Annotated in this window: 15 protein-coding genes and 1 tRNA gene; 11 read left to right on the top strand and 5 right to left on the bottom strand. The window is 42.1% G+C overall.

Annotated elements, in window-relative coordinates; genetic code table 11:
- The first annotated feature begins 282 nt into the window (after positions 1–282).
- The 5 genes from PSI06_RS19485 to alr all read left to right on the top strand — a co-directional run bounded on the left by PSI06_RS19485 (position 283) and on the right by alr (position 4,820).
- Positions 283–831, top strand: a complete 549-nt coding sequence (locus PSI06_RS19485) for an RNA polymerase sigma factor (protein WP_004588458.1) — start codon at positions 283–285, stop codon at positions 829–831.
- Positions 824–1,300 (top strand): hypothetical protein, encoded by a 477-nt coding sequence (locus PSI06_RS19480; protein WP_273604671.1) that lies wholly within the window; start codon positions 824–826, stop codon positions 1,298–1,300. Before PSI06_RS19485 ends, PSI06_RS19480 begins: the two co-directional genes overlap by 8 nt.
- A 9-nt stretch (positions 1,301–1,309) precedes the next feature.
- Entirely contained in the window at positions 1,310–2,248 is a 939-nt protein-coding gene (locus PSI06_RS19475) for a DUF4097 family beta strand repeat-containing protein (RefSeq protein WP_273604670.1), read from the top strand.
- A 113-nt stretch (positions 2,249–2,361) separates the two neighbouring features.
- Positions 2,362–3,741, top strand: coding sequence for a replicative DNA helicase (dnaB, locus tag PSI06_RS19470; protein WP_004588461.1), 1,380 nt, complete (start codon positions 2,362–2,364; stop codon positions 3,739–3,741).
- Entirely contained in the window at positions 3,741–4,820 is a 1,080-nt protein-coding gene (alr, locus tag PSI06_RS19465; protein WP_004588462.1) for an alanine racemase, read from the top strand. The genes dnaB and alr overlap by 1 nt, the downstream gene beginning before the upstream one ends.
- Positions 4,821–4,834: 14 nt before the next feature.
- Here the strand turns inward: alr and PSI06_RS19460 are convergent, their stop codons facing one another.
- Entirely contained in the window at positions 4,835–5,074 is a 240-nt protein-coding gene (locus PSI06_RS19460) for a DUF2960 domain-containing protein (RefSeq protein ID WP_004588463.1), read from the bottom strand.
- Between the two features lie 98 nt (positions 5,075–5,172).
- On the opposite strand from PSI06_RS19460, the gene PSI06_RS19455 reads away from it, so the two are divergent.
- Genes PSI06_RS19455 through PSI06_RS19445 form a run of 3 tightly spaced genes read left to right on the top strand, consistent with a single transcriptional unit; the run spans position 5,173 to position 6,893 of the window.
- A complete protein-coding gene (locus PSI06_RS19455; protein ID WP_004588464.1) occupies positions 5,173–5,424 on the top strand; it encodes a hypothetical protein in 252 nt (83 codons plus the stop codon).
- Positions 5,425–5,465: 41 nt separating this feature from the next.
- Positions 5,466–6,083 carry a nicotinamide riboside transporter PnuC gene (gene pnuC, locus PSI06_RS19450; protein ID WP_004588465.1) on the top strand — a complete coding sequence of 206 codons (618 nt, stop codon included), beginning with the start codon at positions 5,466–5,468 and terminating at the stop codon, positions 6,081–6,083.
- A 3-nt stretch (positions 6,084–6,086) separates the two neighbouring features.
- Entirely contained in the window at positions 6,087–6,893 is an 807-nt protein-coding gene (locus PSI06_RS19445) for a phosphotransferase (RefSeq protein ID WP_004588466.1), read from the top strand.
- Here the strand turns inward: PSI06_RS19445 and PSI06_RS19440 are convergent.
- Positions 6,890–7,072, bottom strand: a complete 183-nt coding sequence (locus PSI06_RS19440) for a hypothetical protein (protein ID WP_004588467.1) — start codon at positions 7,070–7,072, stop codon at positions 6,890–6,892. The two genes, PSI06_RS19445 and PSI06_RS19440, sit on opposite strands and share 4 nt — an antisense overlap.
- A 234-nt stretch (positions 7,073–7,306) precedes the next feature.
- On the opposite strand from PSI06_RS19440, the gene PSI06_RS19435 reads away from it, so the two are divergent.
- Both PSI06_RS19435 and PSI06_RS19430 read left to right on the top strand, forming a co-directional pair.
- Positions 7,307–7,381: transfer RNA gene (locus tag PSI06_RS19435), tRNA-Arg, on the top strand.
- A 150-nt stretch (positions 7,382–7,531) separates the two neighbouring features.
- On the top strand, positions 7,532–8,758 hold the full coding sequence (locus PSI06_RS19430; protein ID WP_273604669.1) for an HD-GYP domain-containing protein: 1,227 nt from the start codon (positions 7,532–7,534) through the stop codon (positions 8,756–8,758).
- On the opposite strand, the gene PSI06_RS19425 is transcribed toward PSI06_RS19430, so the two are convergent.
- On the bottom strand, positions 8,718–9,041 hold the full coding sequence (locus tag PSI06_RS19425) for a hypothetical protein (RefSeq protein ID WP_004588469.1): 324 nt from the start codon (positions 9,039–9,041) through the stop codon (positions 8,718–8,720). The genes PSI06_RS19430 and PSI06_RS19425 overlap by 41 nt on opposite strands.
- Before the next feature lie 281 nt (positions 9,042–9,322).
- On the opposite strand from PSI06_RS19425, the gene PSI06_RS19420 reads away from it, so the two are divergent.
- Positions 9,323–10,591, top strand: coding sequence for an outer membrane protein transport protein (locus PSI06_RS19420; RefSeq protein WP_004588470.1), 1,269 nt, complete (start codon positions 9,323–9,325; stop codon positions 10,589–10,591).
- 105 nt (positions 10,592–10,696) lie between these two features.
- Here the strand turns inward: PSI06_RS19420 and PSI06_RS19415 are convergent, their stop codons facing one another.
- Together PSI06_RS19415 and PSI06_RS19410 are read right to left on the bottom strand one after the other, a co-directional pair.
- The gene (locus PSI06_RS19415) at positions 10,697–13,549 is read right to left on the bottom strand and encodes a valine--tRNA ligase (RefSeq protein WP_273604668.1); all 2,853 of its coding nucleotides are present in this window, start codon (positions 13,547–13,549) and stop codon (positions 10,697–10,699) included.
- A 55-nt stretch (positions 13,550–13,604) separates the two neighbouring features.
- Entirely contained in the window at positions 13,605–14,051 is a 447-nt protein-coding gene (locus tag PSI06_RS19410; RefSeq protein ID WP_024031635.1) for a DNA polymerase III subunit chi, read from the bottom strand.
- Positions 14,052–14,309: the final 258 nt, after the last annotated feature.

Genomic DNA, 14,309 nt, shown 5'->3' with positions numbered 1-14,309 from the left:
TATACAATGAAATGCGACCGCACTTAAGTTTGGATATGAAAACACCAAATCAAGTGCATAAAAAAGACCTGGCGCTTTCGCACCAAGTCTTTCATTAAAACCGTCAACCTATTTCAGGACGGGACAATTCCTCTTTAATACCCATCTAATAGCTCTATATAAAATTATTTAACTATTTTTATTATTAGTTTAAACCTTTCTTGTCTGTCTTTGCGTCTTAGTAATCAATACACTCATTAATACACGTTTTTAAATAAAAATAATTAAAAGGCGACATCACGGATGTTACACACAAAACCCGAGCACACGCCCCTATGCGACCTTGCACTCATTGAGCGTGTTAAAGCGGGGGATCAAAATGCCTATAAGGCATTATATGAGCTGCATATAAAGCGTGTTTACGGTTTATGTTTGCGCTTATTGGCCGATGAAGCGCACGCTGAAGATGCCGCCCAAGAGGTGTTTGTGCAGGTGTGGCATAAAATAGCGCAGTTTGACGGGCGCTCACAATTTTCTACTTGGCTATATAGCGTAGCAAGCAACATTGCGATTAGTTATGTACGCAAGCACAAAAGCTGGTTAAACAAAGTTGTGAGCATAGAACAAAGCGGTATGGATGAGCAAAGCGCGCAAAGTTGTAAGGGATTAAACGGGTTAGATAAATTAATTGTTCGCCTACCAGAGCGCGCCCGTATGGTGTTTGTTTTATATGCCATTGAAGGCTACCGCCACGAAGAAATAGCCCAGCAATTGGGAATGGCAGTGGGGTCGAGTAAGTCGCAATATCATCGTGCAAGGCAGTTATTACAAGAGTGGTACGAGTATGAGTAAACAAAATTTTGATGACTACTTAAACGAGTCTTTAAACAATTTAAATAAAGACATAGCGCCCAATAAAGCACTTTGGCAGGGCATTGAGCACGCCATAGTTACAGCTAAGCCACCTGCTGTTAAAGCGCCATTATGGCCTAAATTGAGCGCTATTGCTGCGTGCAGTGCAGCGGCGTTATTAGCAATAAATATATTTATGAGCAATAACGAGCCAAGCCAAGTGGCTGCTATGAGCGATTATTTTAAAGCGCAAAAGCAAAGTTTATTAGTGCAGTACAAAAACCAGGATGCACTTACCAATAACTGGCAAGTACAGTTACAAGAGCTTGAAGAAGCAGAGCAAGCAATTAAACAGGCACTTGAAAACGAGCCACAAAATCAGGCATTACTGACCATGTTGGCGCAAGTTTACCAGCAACAACTCGACTTAATTAACAAGGTGCATGCACCGCGTTGGCAGCAAATATAGGGGAATAACATGAAAGCAATTTTACTTGGGCTAAGCCTATTACCACTGAGCGTTTTAGCGGGCGAAAAAATAGATAAGCAAATAGAGGTGCCAAACGGCGGCACTATTTTTATTGAAAACCAACGCGGCGATGTAAACATAACCGGCTGGGATAAAAACGAATTTAAAGTCTCCGGCGAGCTTGATGACAAGGCCGAAGGGTTTGAGCTTAAAACGACAGGCGATAAAACCGAATTTATAGTAAAAATGCCACGCAATTTGGGATGGGGTAACAATGGAGATGGCTCTAACTTAACGGTATTTATGCCAAAAAGTAGTCGCTTAGAATTTGCTGGCGTAAATGTGTCAGTGACTGCAAAAACACTTAAAAAAGGCGCTGAGGTAGATGTTGTTAATGGTGAAATTACGGTAGATGACATTAGCGGCACTGTTAAATTAAGCACCGTAAATGGCGATGTAAACGCACAGAACTTAAGCGGCAATATTCAATTTGAAACCGTAAACGGTGAAATAAACGATAAGCAATCAAGCGGAGAGCTGCGCTTTAGCGCCGTAAATGGCGATATTAAATCAAGCACAACCGCAAACGACGTACGATTAGAAAACGTAAATGGCGATATCGATTTTACATTATCGAGCATAAAAAGCTTACGTATTAATACTGTAAACGGCGAAGCTGAAATACACATCAGTGAGTTGCTAAAAGGGGCTGATGTTCGCTATGAGTCGGTAAGTGGCGATGCTGATTTTTACTTCCCGCAAAGTGTATCGGCTCAGTTTGAGATTAAAGCTCATGCTAATGGTAAAATTATTAATAAAGTTACCCGCGATAAAGTGACTAAAGCTAAATATGGCCCTTCTAGTGATTTAGAGTTTAGTGCCAATGGTGGCAGCGCAAGTGTTGAAATGGATACTATAAGCGGGCGAATTGAGCTGCGAACTAAATAACGCTAATTAGCGTTAATGATTACAAAAAGCAGGAAAAGATTTCCTGCTTTGCTATTTGCACAGCCCCGCCAAGTCGATAGAATAGAGCCATTCAATTTTAGTACTGTGAAGTTATGGCCAAACCAGATAAGCAAGTCGATACCCTTAAAGTTCCTCCCCATTCAATAGAAGCTGAACAATCTGTTTTAGGTGGCTTAATGCTTGATAACCAAGCTTTTGACCGCGTAGCAGAGCTGGTTGTTGCGCAGGACTTTTATACCCGCACCCATAAGCTTATTTTTGAAGCCATGACCGCGCTTGCTGAAGTGGGCGATCCGATAGATTTAATCACAATTTCAGAAAGTCTTGAAAAAAATAACCAACTAGCAGGCATTGGTGGTTTTGCGTATTTGGCCGAAATAGCTAAAAACACCCCAAGTGCTGCGAATATCGATGCATACGCCAATATTGTGCGTGAGCGCGCGGTAGTACGCGAAATGATTGGCGTAGCTAATGAAATAGCCGAAGCTGGTTTTAACCCAGAAGGGCGCACCAGCCACGACTTATTAGACTTTGCCGAGAGTAAAGTATTTAAAATTGCTGAGCAACGTACAAAAAGTACCGAAGGCCCGCAAAGCATTCATAACATTCTTGAAAAAACCGTCGATAAAATCGAAGAGCTATACCAGTCGCCGCAAGACGGTGTAACCGGTGTAAGCACTGGGTATGCTGATTTAGATAAAATGACAGCAGGTATGCAGCCTTCTGATTTAATTATTGTTGCAGCACGTCCTTCAATGGGTAAAACCACCTTTGCGATGAACCTTGCTGAGCACGCTGCAATGACGCAAGACAAGCCTGTGCTTATTTACTCATTAGAGATGCCCTCTGAACAAATTATGATGAGGATGTTGGCATCACTTGGTCGTATTAACCAAACTAAGGTACGTACTGGCCAGCTAGATGATGACGATTGGGCACGCCTTTCATCAACTATGGGGCTGTTGATGGAAAAAGGCAAAATGTATGTTGATGATGCATCAGGGCTTACACCTACCGATGTGCGTTCACGTGCAAGACGTATAGCGCGCGACCACGGTGGTATTAGTATGATCATGGTCGATTACCTTCAGTTAATGCGCGTACCTAGTTTATCAGATAATCGTACTTTAGAGATTGCCGAAATATCGCGTTCATTAAAAGCGCTCGCTAAAGAGTTACAGTGCCCGGTTATTGCGCTTTCGCAGCTAAACCGTACGCTAGAGCAACGTGCCGATAAACGCCCAATTAACTCAGATTTACGTGAGTCGGGTTCGATAGAGCAAGATGCCGATTTAATCATGTTTATATACCGTGATGAGGTATACAACGAAGACAGTACAGAAAAAGGCATCGCCGAAATTATCATAGGTAAACAGCGTAACGGCCCAATTGGTAAAGTGCGCTTAACCTTCCAAGGGCAATTTTCTCGCTTTGATAATTACGCGGGGCCAGCAGTTGATGATGAATACTAATGCGCCTAGCCACTGCCGAAATTAACTTAACCGCCCTTGCGCATAACTTATCGCAGGTAAAACGTTTTGCGCCAAATAGCAAAATAATGGCGGTATTAAAAGCCAATGCGTATGGGCATGGTTTAGTAAAAATTGCCCAGCACTTAAATAGTGCTGATGCATTTGCTGTTGCCCGAATTGATGAAGCCCTCGCACTGCGCGCCGGTGGTTTAACAAAGCCAATAGTACTGCTTGAAGGTTTTTTTAATAAAGCCGACTTACCTATTTTATTGGCTAATAATTTTCAAACTATTGTGCACGACGAAAACCAGCTTGCAGCAATAGAAAATGCCACCTTAGATGCGCCAATTACTTGCTGGCTAAAAATAAACACCGGCATGCACCGATTAGGTATAGCACCGGAGCAGTTTGACGCGTTTTATAGTCGCTTGCAGCGCACACCCAATGCTAAAAGCACCATTAATTTGATGACCCATTTTTCGTGTGCCGATGATACGCACAATACTAAAACGGCGCAGCAAATTAGCTTATTTGATACGCTTGTAAAGGGCATAGATCAAGCACATTGTTTATCAAACTCGGCCGGTATTATAGCTTGGCCTGCAGGGCACGGTGATTGGATACGCCCAGGACTTATGCTTTATGGGGTGTCGCCAATGGCAAACTGCACTGGGCAAGAACACAATTTAAAGCCGGTCATGCGTTTAACCACAAAGGTGATTGCAGTGCGTGATGTTGCCGCACACGAGCGTGTAGGGTACGGAGGCCGTTGGCAAAGTGATAAACCGACCCAATTAGCCGTAGTGGCTATGGGTTATGGCGATGGCTATCCGCGTCATGCCAAAGAAGGCACACCGGTTATGATTGCAGGGCAGCGTTACGGTATTGTAGGCAGTGTGTCTATGGACATGATAAGCATTGATATAGGCGCAAACGAGCATAATGTTAAAGTAGGTGACAGCGTTACAATGTGGGGGCTGGAGCTTCCGGTTGAAGAAATAGCCCACTGCGCCGATACTATCCCTTACGAATTACTGTGTAATATTACACCGCGCGTAAGTTACGAGTATCAGCGATAGTTAATAAGTGATATTTATTCTTTAATAAAGTAAATATCACTAAAGCCCATACGGGCAAATTCTTGGTCACGAAAGTTACGTACAGCCGAAGAGCCTTTTGAGGTCATTTCTATTTGGCGTACCATGTTTAAGTAGTTAGTTAAATCAATACCTTCGGCAGCGGCAATAGCTTGATACATGTCGTGGTATTTGTCTTTTGCGAAGTTAATTTCGCGCGGTTGGTTTTTAAATGTATAGGTTATTCTGCGTGCCATAATAAGCTCAGCTAATTGAGTGTGAGTGTAATTTTACACTGTATTGAACTGGCATTGAACGATTTGTTGAAATCAAATAATTAAAAGTAGAGTTTAAAATGAAATTATCAGTAGAGATCAGTAAATACCCACTTCATCAAGATTACATTCCGTTTATTAAGGGCTTTATTGACCGTTTAAACGAATACGACAACTTAAAAGTGATCACCAATACGCTTTCTACGCAAATTTTTGGCGATTACGATTTAGTAATGCAAGTGCTAAACACTGAAATTAAACGCTCGTACGAAGAGTTTGGTAAGGCTATTTTTGTTTGTAAGTTTTTATCTGGCGATTTATCTCCAGAGTAATCGCCTTTATTTAACGTGTATTAAAAACGGTAACCGCACACATGGATTTTTTAACACAAACCTTAAGTGGTTTTACAGCAATGTCGCATTGGGAATATATTGCGGTAGGGTTGTCTATTGCTTATTTATTACTGGCAATAAAAGAAAGCCTATGGTGCTGGCCTGCCGCTTTTTTTAGCACGCTTATTTATACCATAATGTACTGGAATGGCGCGCTGCTTATGGAGTCGCTACTCAATTTTTATTACATGTACATGGCTGTATTTGGCTGGATGGTATGGCGCAAAGGCAAAGCAGATAATATTAGTATTACCTCATGGTCTACACAACGCCACGCCATTCTTATAGGCGCTACGAGCTTAGCGGCCATTATTATTGGCTATGTAATGCAAAACTACACCCACGCCGATTTTGCCTACCTAGATAGCTTTACAACCTGTTTTGCGGTGGTAACCACGTATTTAGTTGCTAAAAAAGTACTCGAAAACTGGCTGTATTGGATTGTTATTGATGCGGCCTCTATGTATTTGTATTACGAAAAAGGCTATTACCCAACGCTCGCGCTATTTATTTTTTACACTATTATGGCCGCGTGGGGATTTAAAACCTGGTACGAAGAGTACGAGCAAAGCCAAGCTAAGCCATTAGCGCAATTATAACGCATGCACCGTAATCCAAATATTGCCGCGTTATGTAGTGAGTTTGTGGCACCTGAGCACGTGCTACAAACCACTAAATTAGTGAATGGTTTAAGTAACGACAATTACCTAATAAAAACCGCACAGCAAAACTACTTATTAAAATGCTACAAATCGCATTGGCCTACAATAGGGCTACAAGGCCAAACTGCACTTAGCCAACATAACGTTTGCCCTAAACCCATTTGGCTCGATAAGGCTAACAGGCGAGCTGCATTTCGCTATATTTGTGGTGATATTGCTACTAATAATTACAGTATTGACCTAGTTGAAAAGTTGGCACGCGTTCATAGCTACCCTTTAGCTACACAGCCAATGGACATTGCAAAAGAGCTTGTGTATTACGCTAATAGCAATATATATCAACAGCACAGCCGCTTAATTGAAGATACGCTAAGCGCCATTAGTGATATGCCCTACAGCAGTGGCTTTTGTCATAACGATTTAGTTAAAGATAACCTAATAGTAAATTCAAGTGGCATGTATTTAATTGACTTTGAATATGCGCAAACAAACGACGTGTATTTTGATCTAGCGGCACTTGCGGTTAGCTTAGAGTTAAATGCGCACGCAGAGCACACTTTGCTTGAGCAATATAGCGCCCAGCAAGCAATACCCAGTGAGTTTTATTGCGCTTATGACAAGCTACGTTACTTTAAAGTGGTGTTTTTGGTGTTGTGTATAGGGTGGTATGAGCAGCGCGACATAAATAATAAGGCAAGCACATTACGCGCGCAGCTAAATAAGTTATTAAACGAGATAAAAGATTAAAGCCCGCCAAAACGCGCGGCAAGCTCTTTATACTTTGTTACTTCGTCAGCATCAAATTGGGGCTCACCGTTTTCATCTTCAGACTTGGCAATAAGCAAGCTCTCACGAGCAAGGCGTTTTACCCGCTCGGCTTTTACACCTAAAAACTCAGCCACTTGCTCAGTCGACATTAAACTCATAATTACATCCTCTATATAGTCCGTAAGCATTCAGAACATGTTGCTAAACGGTTACTATTTTTTTATCGAATACCAATAAATAGCTTGTTTTTGGCAAGTTGTGAAGTGTTTTATCAAAAACAGTTTGATTTATAGGCATATAACTCAATGATGCTGGTATTTATTTAAAGATCTCTTTATTATTGCCAGTGCTAAAGCATTGATATCGCGAGTTAGTGTTTTGGCAACAAATGTGCTCTTGTGGTGAAATGGATATCACGTGGCCCTCCGGAGGCTAAGTTCTAGGTTCGATTCCTAGCAAGAGCGCCATTTGCTTTTTATTGTTTTCCTGTTTACGCCTACCTTCATTTTAGTAGTCATTTATAGTTATATGGTATTGCCCTCAACTCAAAAAGTAGACTTTTAGGGTTAAACAATGCTATTTAGTAGGCATATTTAATTGTAGAAAACGCTTCTGCCATGCTCATCGCGTTACCCATTTCAGAGCTCACCCCAGGTATGTTTGTTGACAGTGTTACCAAACAGCATGAAGGGCTCAACAGTATAAAAATAAAAACCAGTGGCTTAGTGCGAAACCAGGCAATTATAAAACGCTTAGTAACCGAAGGCGTTTTAGAGCTGCTTATCGACTTTACCAAAGGCGATGCCGCCATACCCGATAAGTACAAACCTAAGAGTGCGCCCCCACAAAAGAGCACCACTTCAAGCAGTAAAACAAAACCACCCGCTGTAAAACCTGCGATTACCCTTGAGCAAGAATTTGCCAAAGCCAGCATCAACTTTGAGCAGCATAATCGCAAGCTGCAAGCTTTGTATGGCGATGTAACCACAGGGTTGTCGGTTAATTTAAAGGTGATTGATGAAATGGCTAACGATATAGTCAGCTCGGTATTTAGAAATACTAGCGCAATGACCATTTTAACCCGCATAAAAGACAAACATAGCTACAATTGGCGCCACATGATTAACTGCGCTATTTTCACCGCCGTATTTGCTAAATATTTAGGATACAAAGAAGAAGCCGTGCAACAGCTTGCTATGGGCGCGTTACTTCACGACTTAGGGCAAGCTAAACTCCCGCAGGGGATTATTTCTAGGCCAAGTAAACTCACTAGCAGCGAAATGGATATTATTAAACGCCATGTGGCTCAAGGTTTAGGTTTGGTTAAAGGTGAAAAAGGCATTACCCCCCTTATACTCGACATGATAGTTAACCACCATGAGCGATTAGATGGCTCAGGCTATCCGCGTGGTATAACAGCTGAAAAGCTTAGTCGCCCAGCGCGCATGATGGCAATTGTTGATGTGTACGATGCGCTAACAGCCGATAGGCCCCATCAAGAAGGGGATGAACCCATTAATGCGCTGCGTTATTTGTTGGCTAACAAAGAGCTATTTGATGCAGAGCTAGTACAGCACTTTATTAAATGTTTAGGGGTGCACCCAGTAGGCACTATTGTTAAATTAACCAATGAGCGATTAGCTCTCGTGCTCGAGGGCAATAAATCAAATCCCATCAAGCCTAAAGTTAAGCTATTTTATAATGCTAAACACGGGCACCACGTCACCCCTAAAGACTTAGACTTAAATGAGCCTGATCAAAGTATTAAAATAGTGTCGAGTATCAAGCCACTCGACTATCAAATTAATTTGGCTCGTTTGTTAAAAGAGCACTTGTTGAATTAGCTTTTTTACAGCGTTTAAGTTTTTCGCGCTTAGCAGAAATATAAGCGCCTAAAAAACAACTCGCCATTAACGTTAGCCATAATAATGTTCCTTGCTGTACATGCAGTGCAATACAGCAAAAAGCTAACGACACTAATGCACTTAGCATGGCCCCTAACCAGTAATGGTTTACGGGGTTATCGCATTGGCCGGCTTGTGTGCAGGCACAATAGTTTGCTTTATAAAAACAAAACACACTGGCGCCACAAAAAATGAGCCCTGCAATAATAAGTAAAATGATCACCTATTTACTTCCTTTGTGATTTTGTAATGAGTTTAAAATGCAGGGAATTACAAGTCAATCTAAATGATAATTAATTACAATTAGAGTATAAGCTCTAATAACACATTTCTGCTCCGATGAGTTTTAAATAGTTGTTAAAATGTAGTTAAAAAACGTGTTTTTTGGTGTTTTTTGTCGCTTTGTTACAGTTTTTTATAAAAAATTAAGGTAGTGTAGCCAAGTTTAAAATCCTAATAACAACACATAGATACCCAAACGCTTGTTTGGTTAAGGACACAACAATGAAATTTTCTAAAACTCTTATTGCAGCTTCGCTTGCATTTGTTTCGGCTGATAGTTTTGCAGCCGCGTTTCAATTAGCAGAGCAAAACGCGTCAGGTTTAGGCCGTGCATACGCAGGTGAAGCATCTATCGCAGATGATGCGTCTGTTGTTGCTCGCAACCCTGCATTAATGACTTTATTTAAAGATAAGCAACTTAGTGTTGCTGCTATTGGTGTAATTCCAGATGTGAGCTTAGAAGGAACACAAACCAATAACGGTATTGATCCAAGTGCCCTAGATGATGACAGCATAGCACCAAGCGCAGTTGTACCTGCCGCTTACTTTACTATGCCGTATAACGATAAAGTATCGCTAGGTTTTGGCGCGTTTTCTAACTTTGGTTTATCTACAGAGTTTAACGATGACTACGTAGCGGGCCAAATTGCAGGCGAGACAGAAATTTTCACTGTTAACCTTAATGCAAGCGTTGCTTATAAAGTAAATGAGCAATTTAGCTTTGGTATTGGCTTAAACTACATTTATGCAGATGCAACCGTAATCCGTAAAGTAGGCGCTAATACAAGCGGCTTTGATTTTGGTGCTGATGCAGTAAACCTTCAAGGTGACGACACCGGCCTAGGTTTAAACGTTGGTTTAATGTACCAACTAGACGAAAATAGCCGTTTTGGCTTTAACTACCGCAGCGAAACAGACATCACATTTGAAGGTGATTTCTCAAATGACTTACCAGTAGCAGCAGGCGGCACCGGTGGTGCACAACTACCAGGTTCTGTAGAGCTAACGTTACCAGCTATTGCTGAGTTTTCTGGTTCTCACCAGTTAGATGAAAAACTTGGCTTACACTACAGCGTATTATGGACAGGTTGGAGCAGCTTTGAGTCACTAGAAGCGCAAGTAACTGCACCAACAGGCGACAAGTTTGTTGCTTTTGAAAAGCAAGAGCAGTTTGACGATGCGTTTCGTTACTCTGTAGGTGGCGATTACCAATACAACGAAGACTTACTACTTCGTGCAGGTGTAGCGTTTGATGAGTCGCCAGTATCGCAAACTCACCTATCTATCTCTATCCCTGATACAGACCGTTTTTGGTTCTCGTTTGGTGGTAACTACACTATCGACACGCAATCAAATGTTGATTTAGGTGTAAGTATTATTCGTGGTAAAACACAAACATTTACTGAAGCTGATGAGTCAGGCAGTGAGTGGGGCTTCGAGTCTAAAGGCCACGCTGTACTTGTTGGCGCTCAGTACAACTACAAGTTCTAATGTAGCTGTGCCTTGTGGTTAATCGCAGGGCACAAAAAAGCCGCTCACTTTAACAGTGAGCGGCTTTTTTAATGCCTGCTAAATTGCTTTAGCAGGCAACTAAAATTATAAGCTTTCTATTTTAGTTTTTTGCTCAAGTAGCTTGGTTTTAGCATCAGTGAATTCAGCAAGCTTCGCGTTCTCTTTTGCAAGTACGGCTTCTGGTGCGTTATTTACAAACTTTTCGTTAGCCAGCTTGTTTTGCACTTGGGCTAGGCCTTTTTCTGCTTTTTCGAGTTGCTTGTTAATACGTGCAAGCTCTGCTTCAACATCAATTAAGCCCGCCATGGGGATCATAATTTCAAGGTTGCCAACATAAGATGTTGCACACGCTGGTGCATCATCTTTGTTTTCAAGCAGGGTGAACGATTCAAGTTTAGCAAGCGAGGCAATAAATGACTCGTTCTCGTTAATACGGCGCACATCATCGCTTGATGCGTTAGCTAGCAACACGTTAAGTGGCTTACTTGGGCTAATGTCCATCTCACCACGAATAACACGAATTGCTAAAATAAACTGTTTAACCCACTCTAAGTCGTCCATAGCTTGGGCATCAACGTTTGCTTCATTATAAACAGGGAAGCCCTGTACCATGATGCTGGTGCCTTTAGTTTCAAGCCCTGCAAGTGGTGCAACGCGCTGCCAAATAGTTTCGGTAATGTATGGCATCATTGGGTGCATTAAGCGCAGTAGGCTTTCTAGTACCGTAATGAGTGTATTACGTGTACCGCGTTGCTGTGCTTCATTACCTTTAAATAATACCGGCTTAGTCAGCTCTAAGTACCAATCACAGAACTGGTTCCAAGTGAATTCGTAAAGTGTATTAGCCGCTAAATCAAAGCGGTAGTTATCAAGGTGCTCAGTGTAGGTTTTAACCGTTGCTTCAAATTGACCTAATATCCAACGATCGGCTAACGAGAACTCTTTTTGTGCATCGTTGAAGCCACAATCTTGCTCTTCTGTGTTCATTAATACGTAACGGCTTGCGTTCCATAGTTTATTACAGAAGTTACGGTAACCTTCTAGGCGGTTCATATCCCAGTTGATATCACGTCCGGTTGATGCCATTGCTGCAAGGGTAAAGCGAAGCGCATCGGTACCGTGTGCTTCAATACCATTTGCAAATACTTTGCGCGTGTCTTTTTCAATTTTAGCGGCAAGTTTAGGCTGCATCATGTTGCCAGTACGCTTTTGTACTAAATCTTCAAGCTCGATGCCGTCAATCATATCTAGTGGGTCAAGTACGTTACCTTTTGACTTAGACATTTTATCGCCGTTGTCATCACGTATTAGGCCAGTAACATACACTGTTTTAAACGGCACTTGTGGCTTACCATTTTCATCTTTTATAAAGTGCAGCGTCATCATGATCATACGCGCAACCCAGAAGAAAATAATATCAAAGCCCGTTACTAACACGTCAGACGGGTGGAAGGTTTTTAAATCATCCGTGTTCTCTGGCCAACCTTGCGTTGAGAACGTCCACAGCGCAGATGAGAACCAGGTATCAAGTACGTCTTCGTCTTGGCTTAGTGCTACGCTATCTGCAATATTATTATCGCGACGTACTTCTGCTTCATCACGACCAACGTATACGTTACCTTCGCTGTCGTACCAAGCTGGAATACGGTGACCCCACCAAAGCTGGCGTGAAATACACCAATCTTGTACGTCGTTCATCCACGAAAAGTACATGTTTTCGTATTGCTTAGGTACAAATTGGATGTCGCCGTTTTTAACGGCGTCTTTTGCAGGTTCAGCAAGTGGTGCAACACGTACATACCATTGGTCGGTAAGGAGTGGCTCAATGACCACACCAGAGCGGTCGCCGTAAGGTACAGTTAACGCATGGTCTTCGATTTTTTCGAGTAAACCAAGTTCTTCAAATTCTGCGATAATCGCTTTACGCGCAGCAAAACGGTCTAGGCCGTGTAAGCGCTCAGGAATTGGCGCATCAAACTCAAGTTCTTTACCGTCAAAGGTGTATGTTTCACCTTGGCTTAGAATAGCTGCGTTTTTATCGAAAATATTGATCATTGGCATTTTATGACGCTTGCCAACTTCGTTATCGTTAAAGTCGTGTGCAGGGGTGATTTTTACACAACCCGTGCCTTTGTCTTTATCAGCGTGTTCATCTGCAACAATTGTGATACGACGATTTACGATTGGCAGTAAAATCTCTTTACCAATTAAATCTGTGTAGCGCTCGTCATCTGGATTAACCGCAACACCTGAATCACCTAGCATGGTTTCTGGGCGTGTTGTTGCTACGACAATGTAGTCTTTGCCGTCTTGTGTTTTAACGCCATCAGCAAGAGGGTAGCGCAAGTTCCACATGTGGCCTTGTTTGTCTTTGTTTTCAACTTCAAGGTCTGAAATAGCTGTGTGTAATTTTGGATCCCAGTTTACTAGGCGCTTACCGCGGTAAATTAGGTTTTCTTTGTGAAGACGTACAAAGACTTCTTTAACCGCTTCAGATAAGCCATCGTCCATCGTAAAGCGTTCACGGTCCCAATCAACCGATGCGCCAAGACGGCGAAGCTGTTTAGTGATAGTACCGCCAGATTCGTTTTTCCATTCCCAAATTTTATTAATAAAATCTTCGCGGCCTAAATCGTGACGTGTTTTACCTTCTTCAGCGTGTAGTTTACGCTCAACCAACATTTGCGTTGCAATACCCGCGTGGTCAGTACCTACTTGCCATAATGTGTTGTTACCTTGCATACGCTTAAAACGCGTAAGGGTATCCATTATTGTATCTTGGAAGGCGTGGCCCATGTGCAAGCTACCGGTGACATTTGGCGGCGGGATCATGATCGAATACGGTACGCCTTGGCCAGATGGCTTAAAGTAGCCTTTTTGTTCCCAGTCTTGGTATAGCGACTGTTCAATATCTTGCGGATTGTAGGTTTTATCCATTACACAGAACCTTAAATAAGTACTTAAATTAGTTGGTTAGCTTTATCCTAAACGGCTAGCTATTAATCTCTTGCGTGCTGATATTGGCACCAAGTTGGCGCAGCTTTTTAAAGCGCTCACGAGCGGCTTGTTTAGCTACAGACTCTACTGGTACAAAATCAAAAACTTGGCTAAAACGCCTAATAAAATCAGGCAGGTTATTAGCTAAGTTAATTAAAACGTTACGTTTGCCAACAGGAGGCGTGGTGCCTATTTCTACTGGTGCGCCGGCTTTAGGGCCTTCGCCTTGCAGGTTATGCGGCACAAAACTGTCGGGATCAAATGCCCAAATGGTTTCGTCAATGGCATAGGCGGTATGTTCGTTATCTACAAAAATAAATACACGATGCCCTAATCGATACTGCTCTGCGGCAATTTGAGCTGCTAAAGCAAAATGATCATCAGCCTGCGCTTTAGATTCATCTTGTTGCTTTAGAACGAAAAATTGAGCATTCATGTTCATTGTATCGGGGTTTCCCATGACATTGAATGTGCACATAGTTGTTACACATAAATTAAGAGGCAGATTTTGCCATATAACGGGGTTTGCTTCAATTAATACACAGATAATTACAGCAATAAAAAAGGCGCCAAATGGCTAATGCCAGTCAGTTAAGCTGACTGGTATTTTTCTTTTTGGTGGGGTATTTACTTGGTTTGGGTTTGACCCTTCGAGGGTAAAATCTATCTTCCCGCCTCGTCGGAAGTGCGTAATAAGTTA

Source organism: Pseudoalteromonas sp. GABNS16E, assembly GCF_028598715.1.
Lineage (GTDB): Bacteria > Pseudomonadota > Gammaproteobacteria > Enterobacterales > Alteromonadaceae > Pseudoalteromonas > Pseudoalteromonas atlantica.
This window is presented reverse-complemented; position numbering and strand designations above follow the sequence as displayed.

Coding starts and splice junctions, on each gene's coding strand:
- alr (WP_004588462.1), top strand. CDS start 3,741: ATGCGCCTAGCCACTGCCGAAATTAACTTAACCGCCCTTGCGCATAAC.
- PSI06_RS19460 (WP_004588463.1), bottom strand. CDS start 5,074: ATGGCACGCAGAATAACCTATACATTTAAAAACCAACCGCGCGAAATT.
- dnaB (WP_004588461.1), top strand. CDS start 2,362: ATGGCCAAACCAGATAAGCAAGTCGATACCCTTAAAGTTCCTCCCCAT.
- PSI06_RS19445 (WP_004588466.1), top strand. CDS start 6,087: ATGCACCGTAATCCAAATATTGCCGCGTTATGTAGTGAGTTTGTGGCA.
- PSI06_RS19410 (WP_024031635.1), bottom strand. CDS start 14,051: ATGAACATGAATGCTCAATTTTTCGTTCTAAAGCAACAAGATGAATCT.
- PSI06_RS19420 (WP_004588470.1), top strand. CDS start 9,323: ATGAAATTTTCTAAAACTCTTATTGCAGCTTCGCTTGCATTTGTTTCG.
- PSI06_RS19440 (WP_004588467.1), bottom strand. CDS start 7,072: ATGAGTTTAATGTCGACTGAGCAAGTGGCTGAGTTTTTAGGTGTAAAA.
- pnuC (WP_004588465.1), top strand. CDS start 5,466: ATGGATTTTTTAACACAAACCTTAAGTGGTTTTACAGCAATGTCGCAT.
- PSI06_RS19455 (WP_004588464.1), top strand. CDS start 5,173: ATGAAATTATCAGTAGAGATCAGTAAATACCCACTTCATCAAGATTAC.
- PSI06_RS19480 (WP_273604671.1), top strand. CDS start 824: ATGAGTAAACAAAATTTTGATGACTACTTAAACGAGTCTTTAAACAAT.
- PSI06_RS19430 (WP_273604669.1), top strand. CDS start 7,532: ATGCTCATCGCGTTACCCATTTCAGAGCTCACCCCAGGTATGTTTGTT.
- PSI06_RS19485 (WP_004588458.1), top strand. CDS start 283: ATGTTACACACAAAACCCGAGCACACGCCCCTATGCGACCTTGCACTC.
- PSI06_RS19475 (WP_273604670.1), top strand. CDS start 1,310: ATGAAAGCAATTTTACTTGGGCTAAGCCTATTACCACTGAGCGTTTTA.
- PSI06_RS19415 (WP_273604668.1), bottom strand. CDS start 13,549: ATGGATAAAACCTACAATCCGCAAGATATTGAACAGTCGCTATACCAA.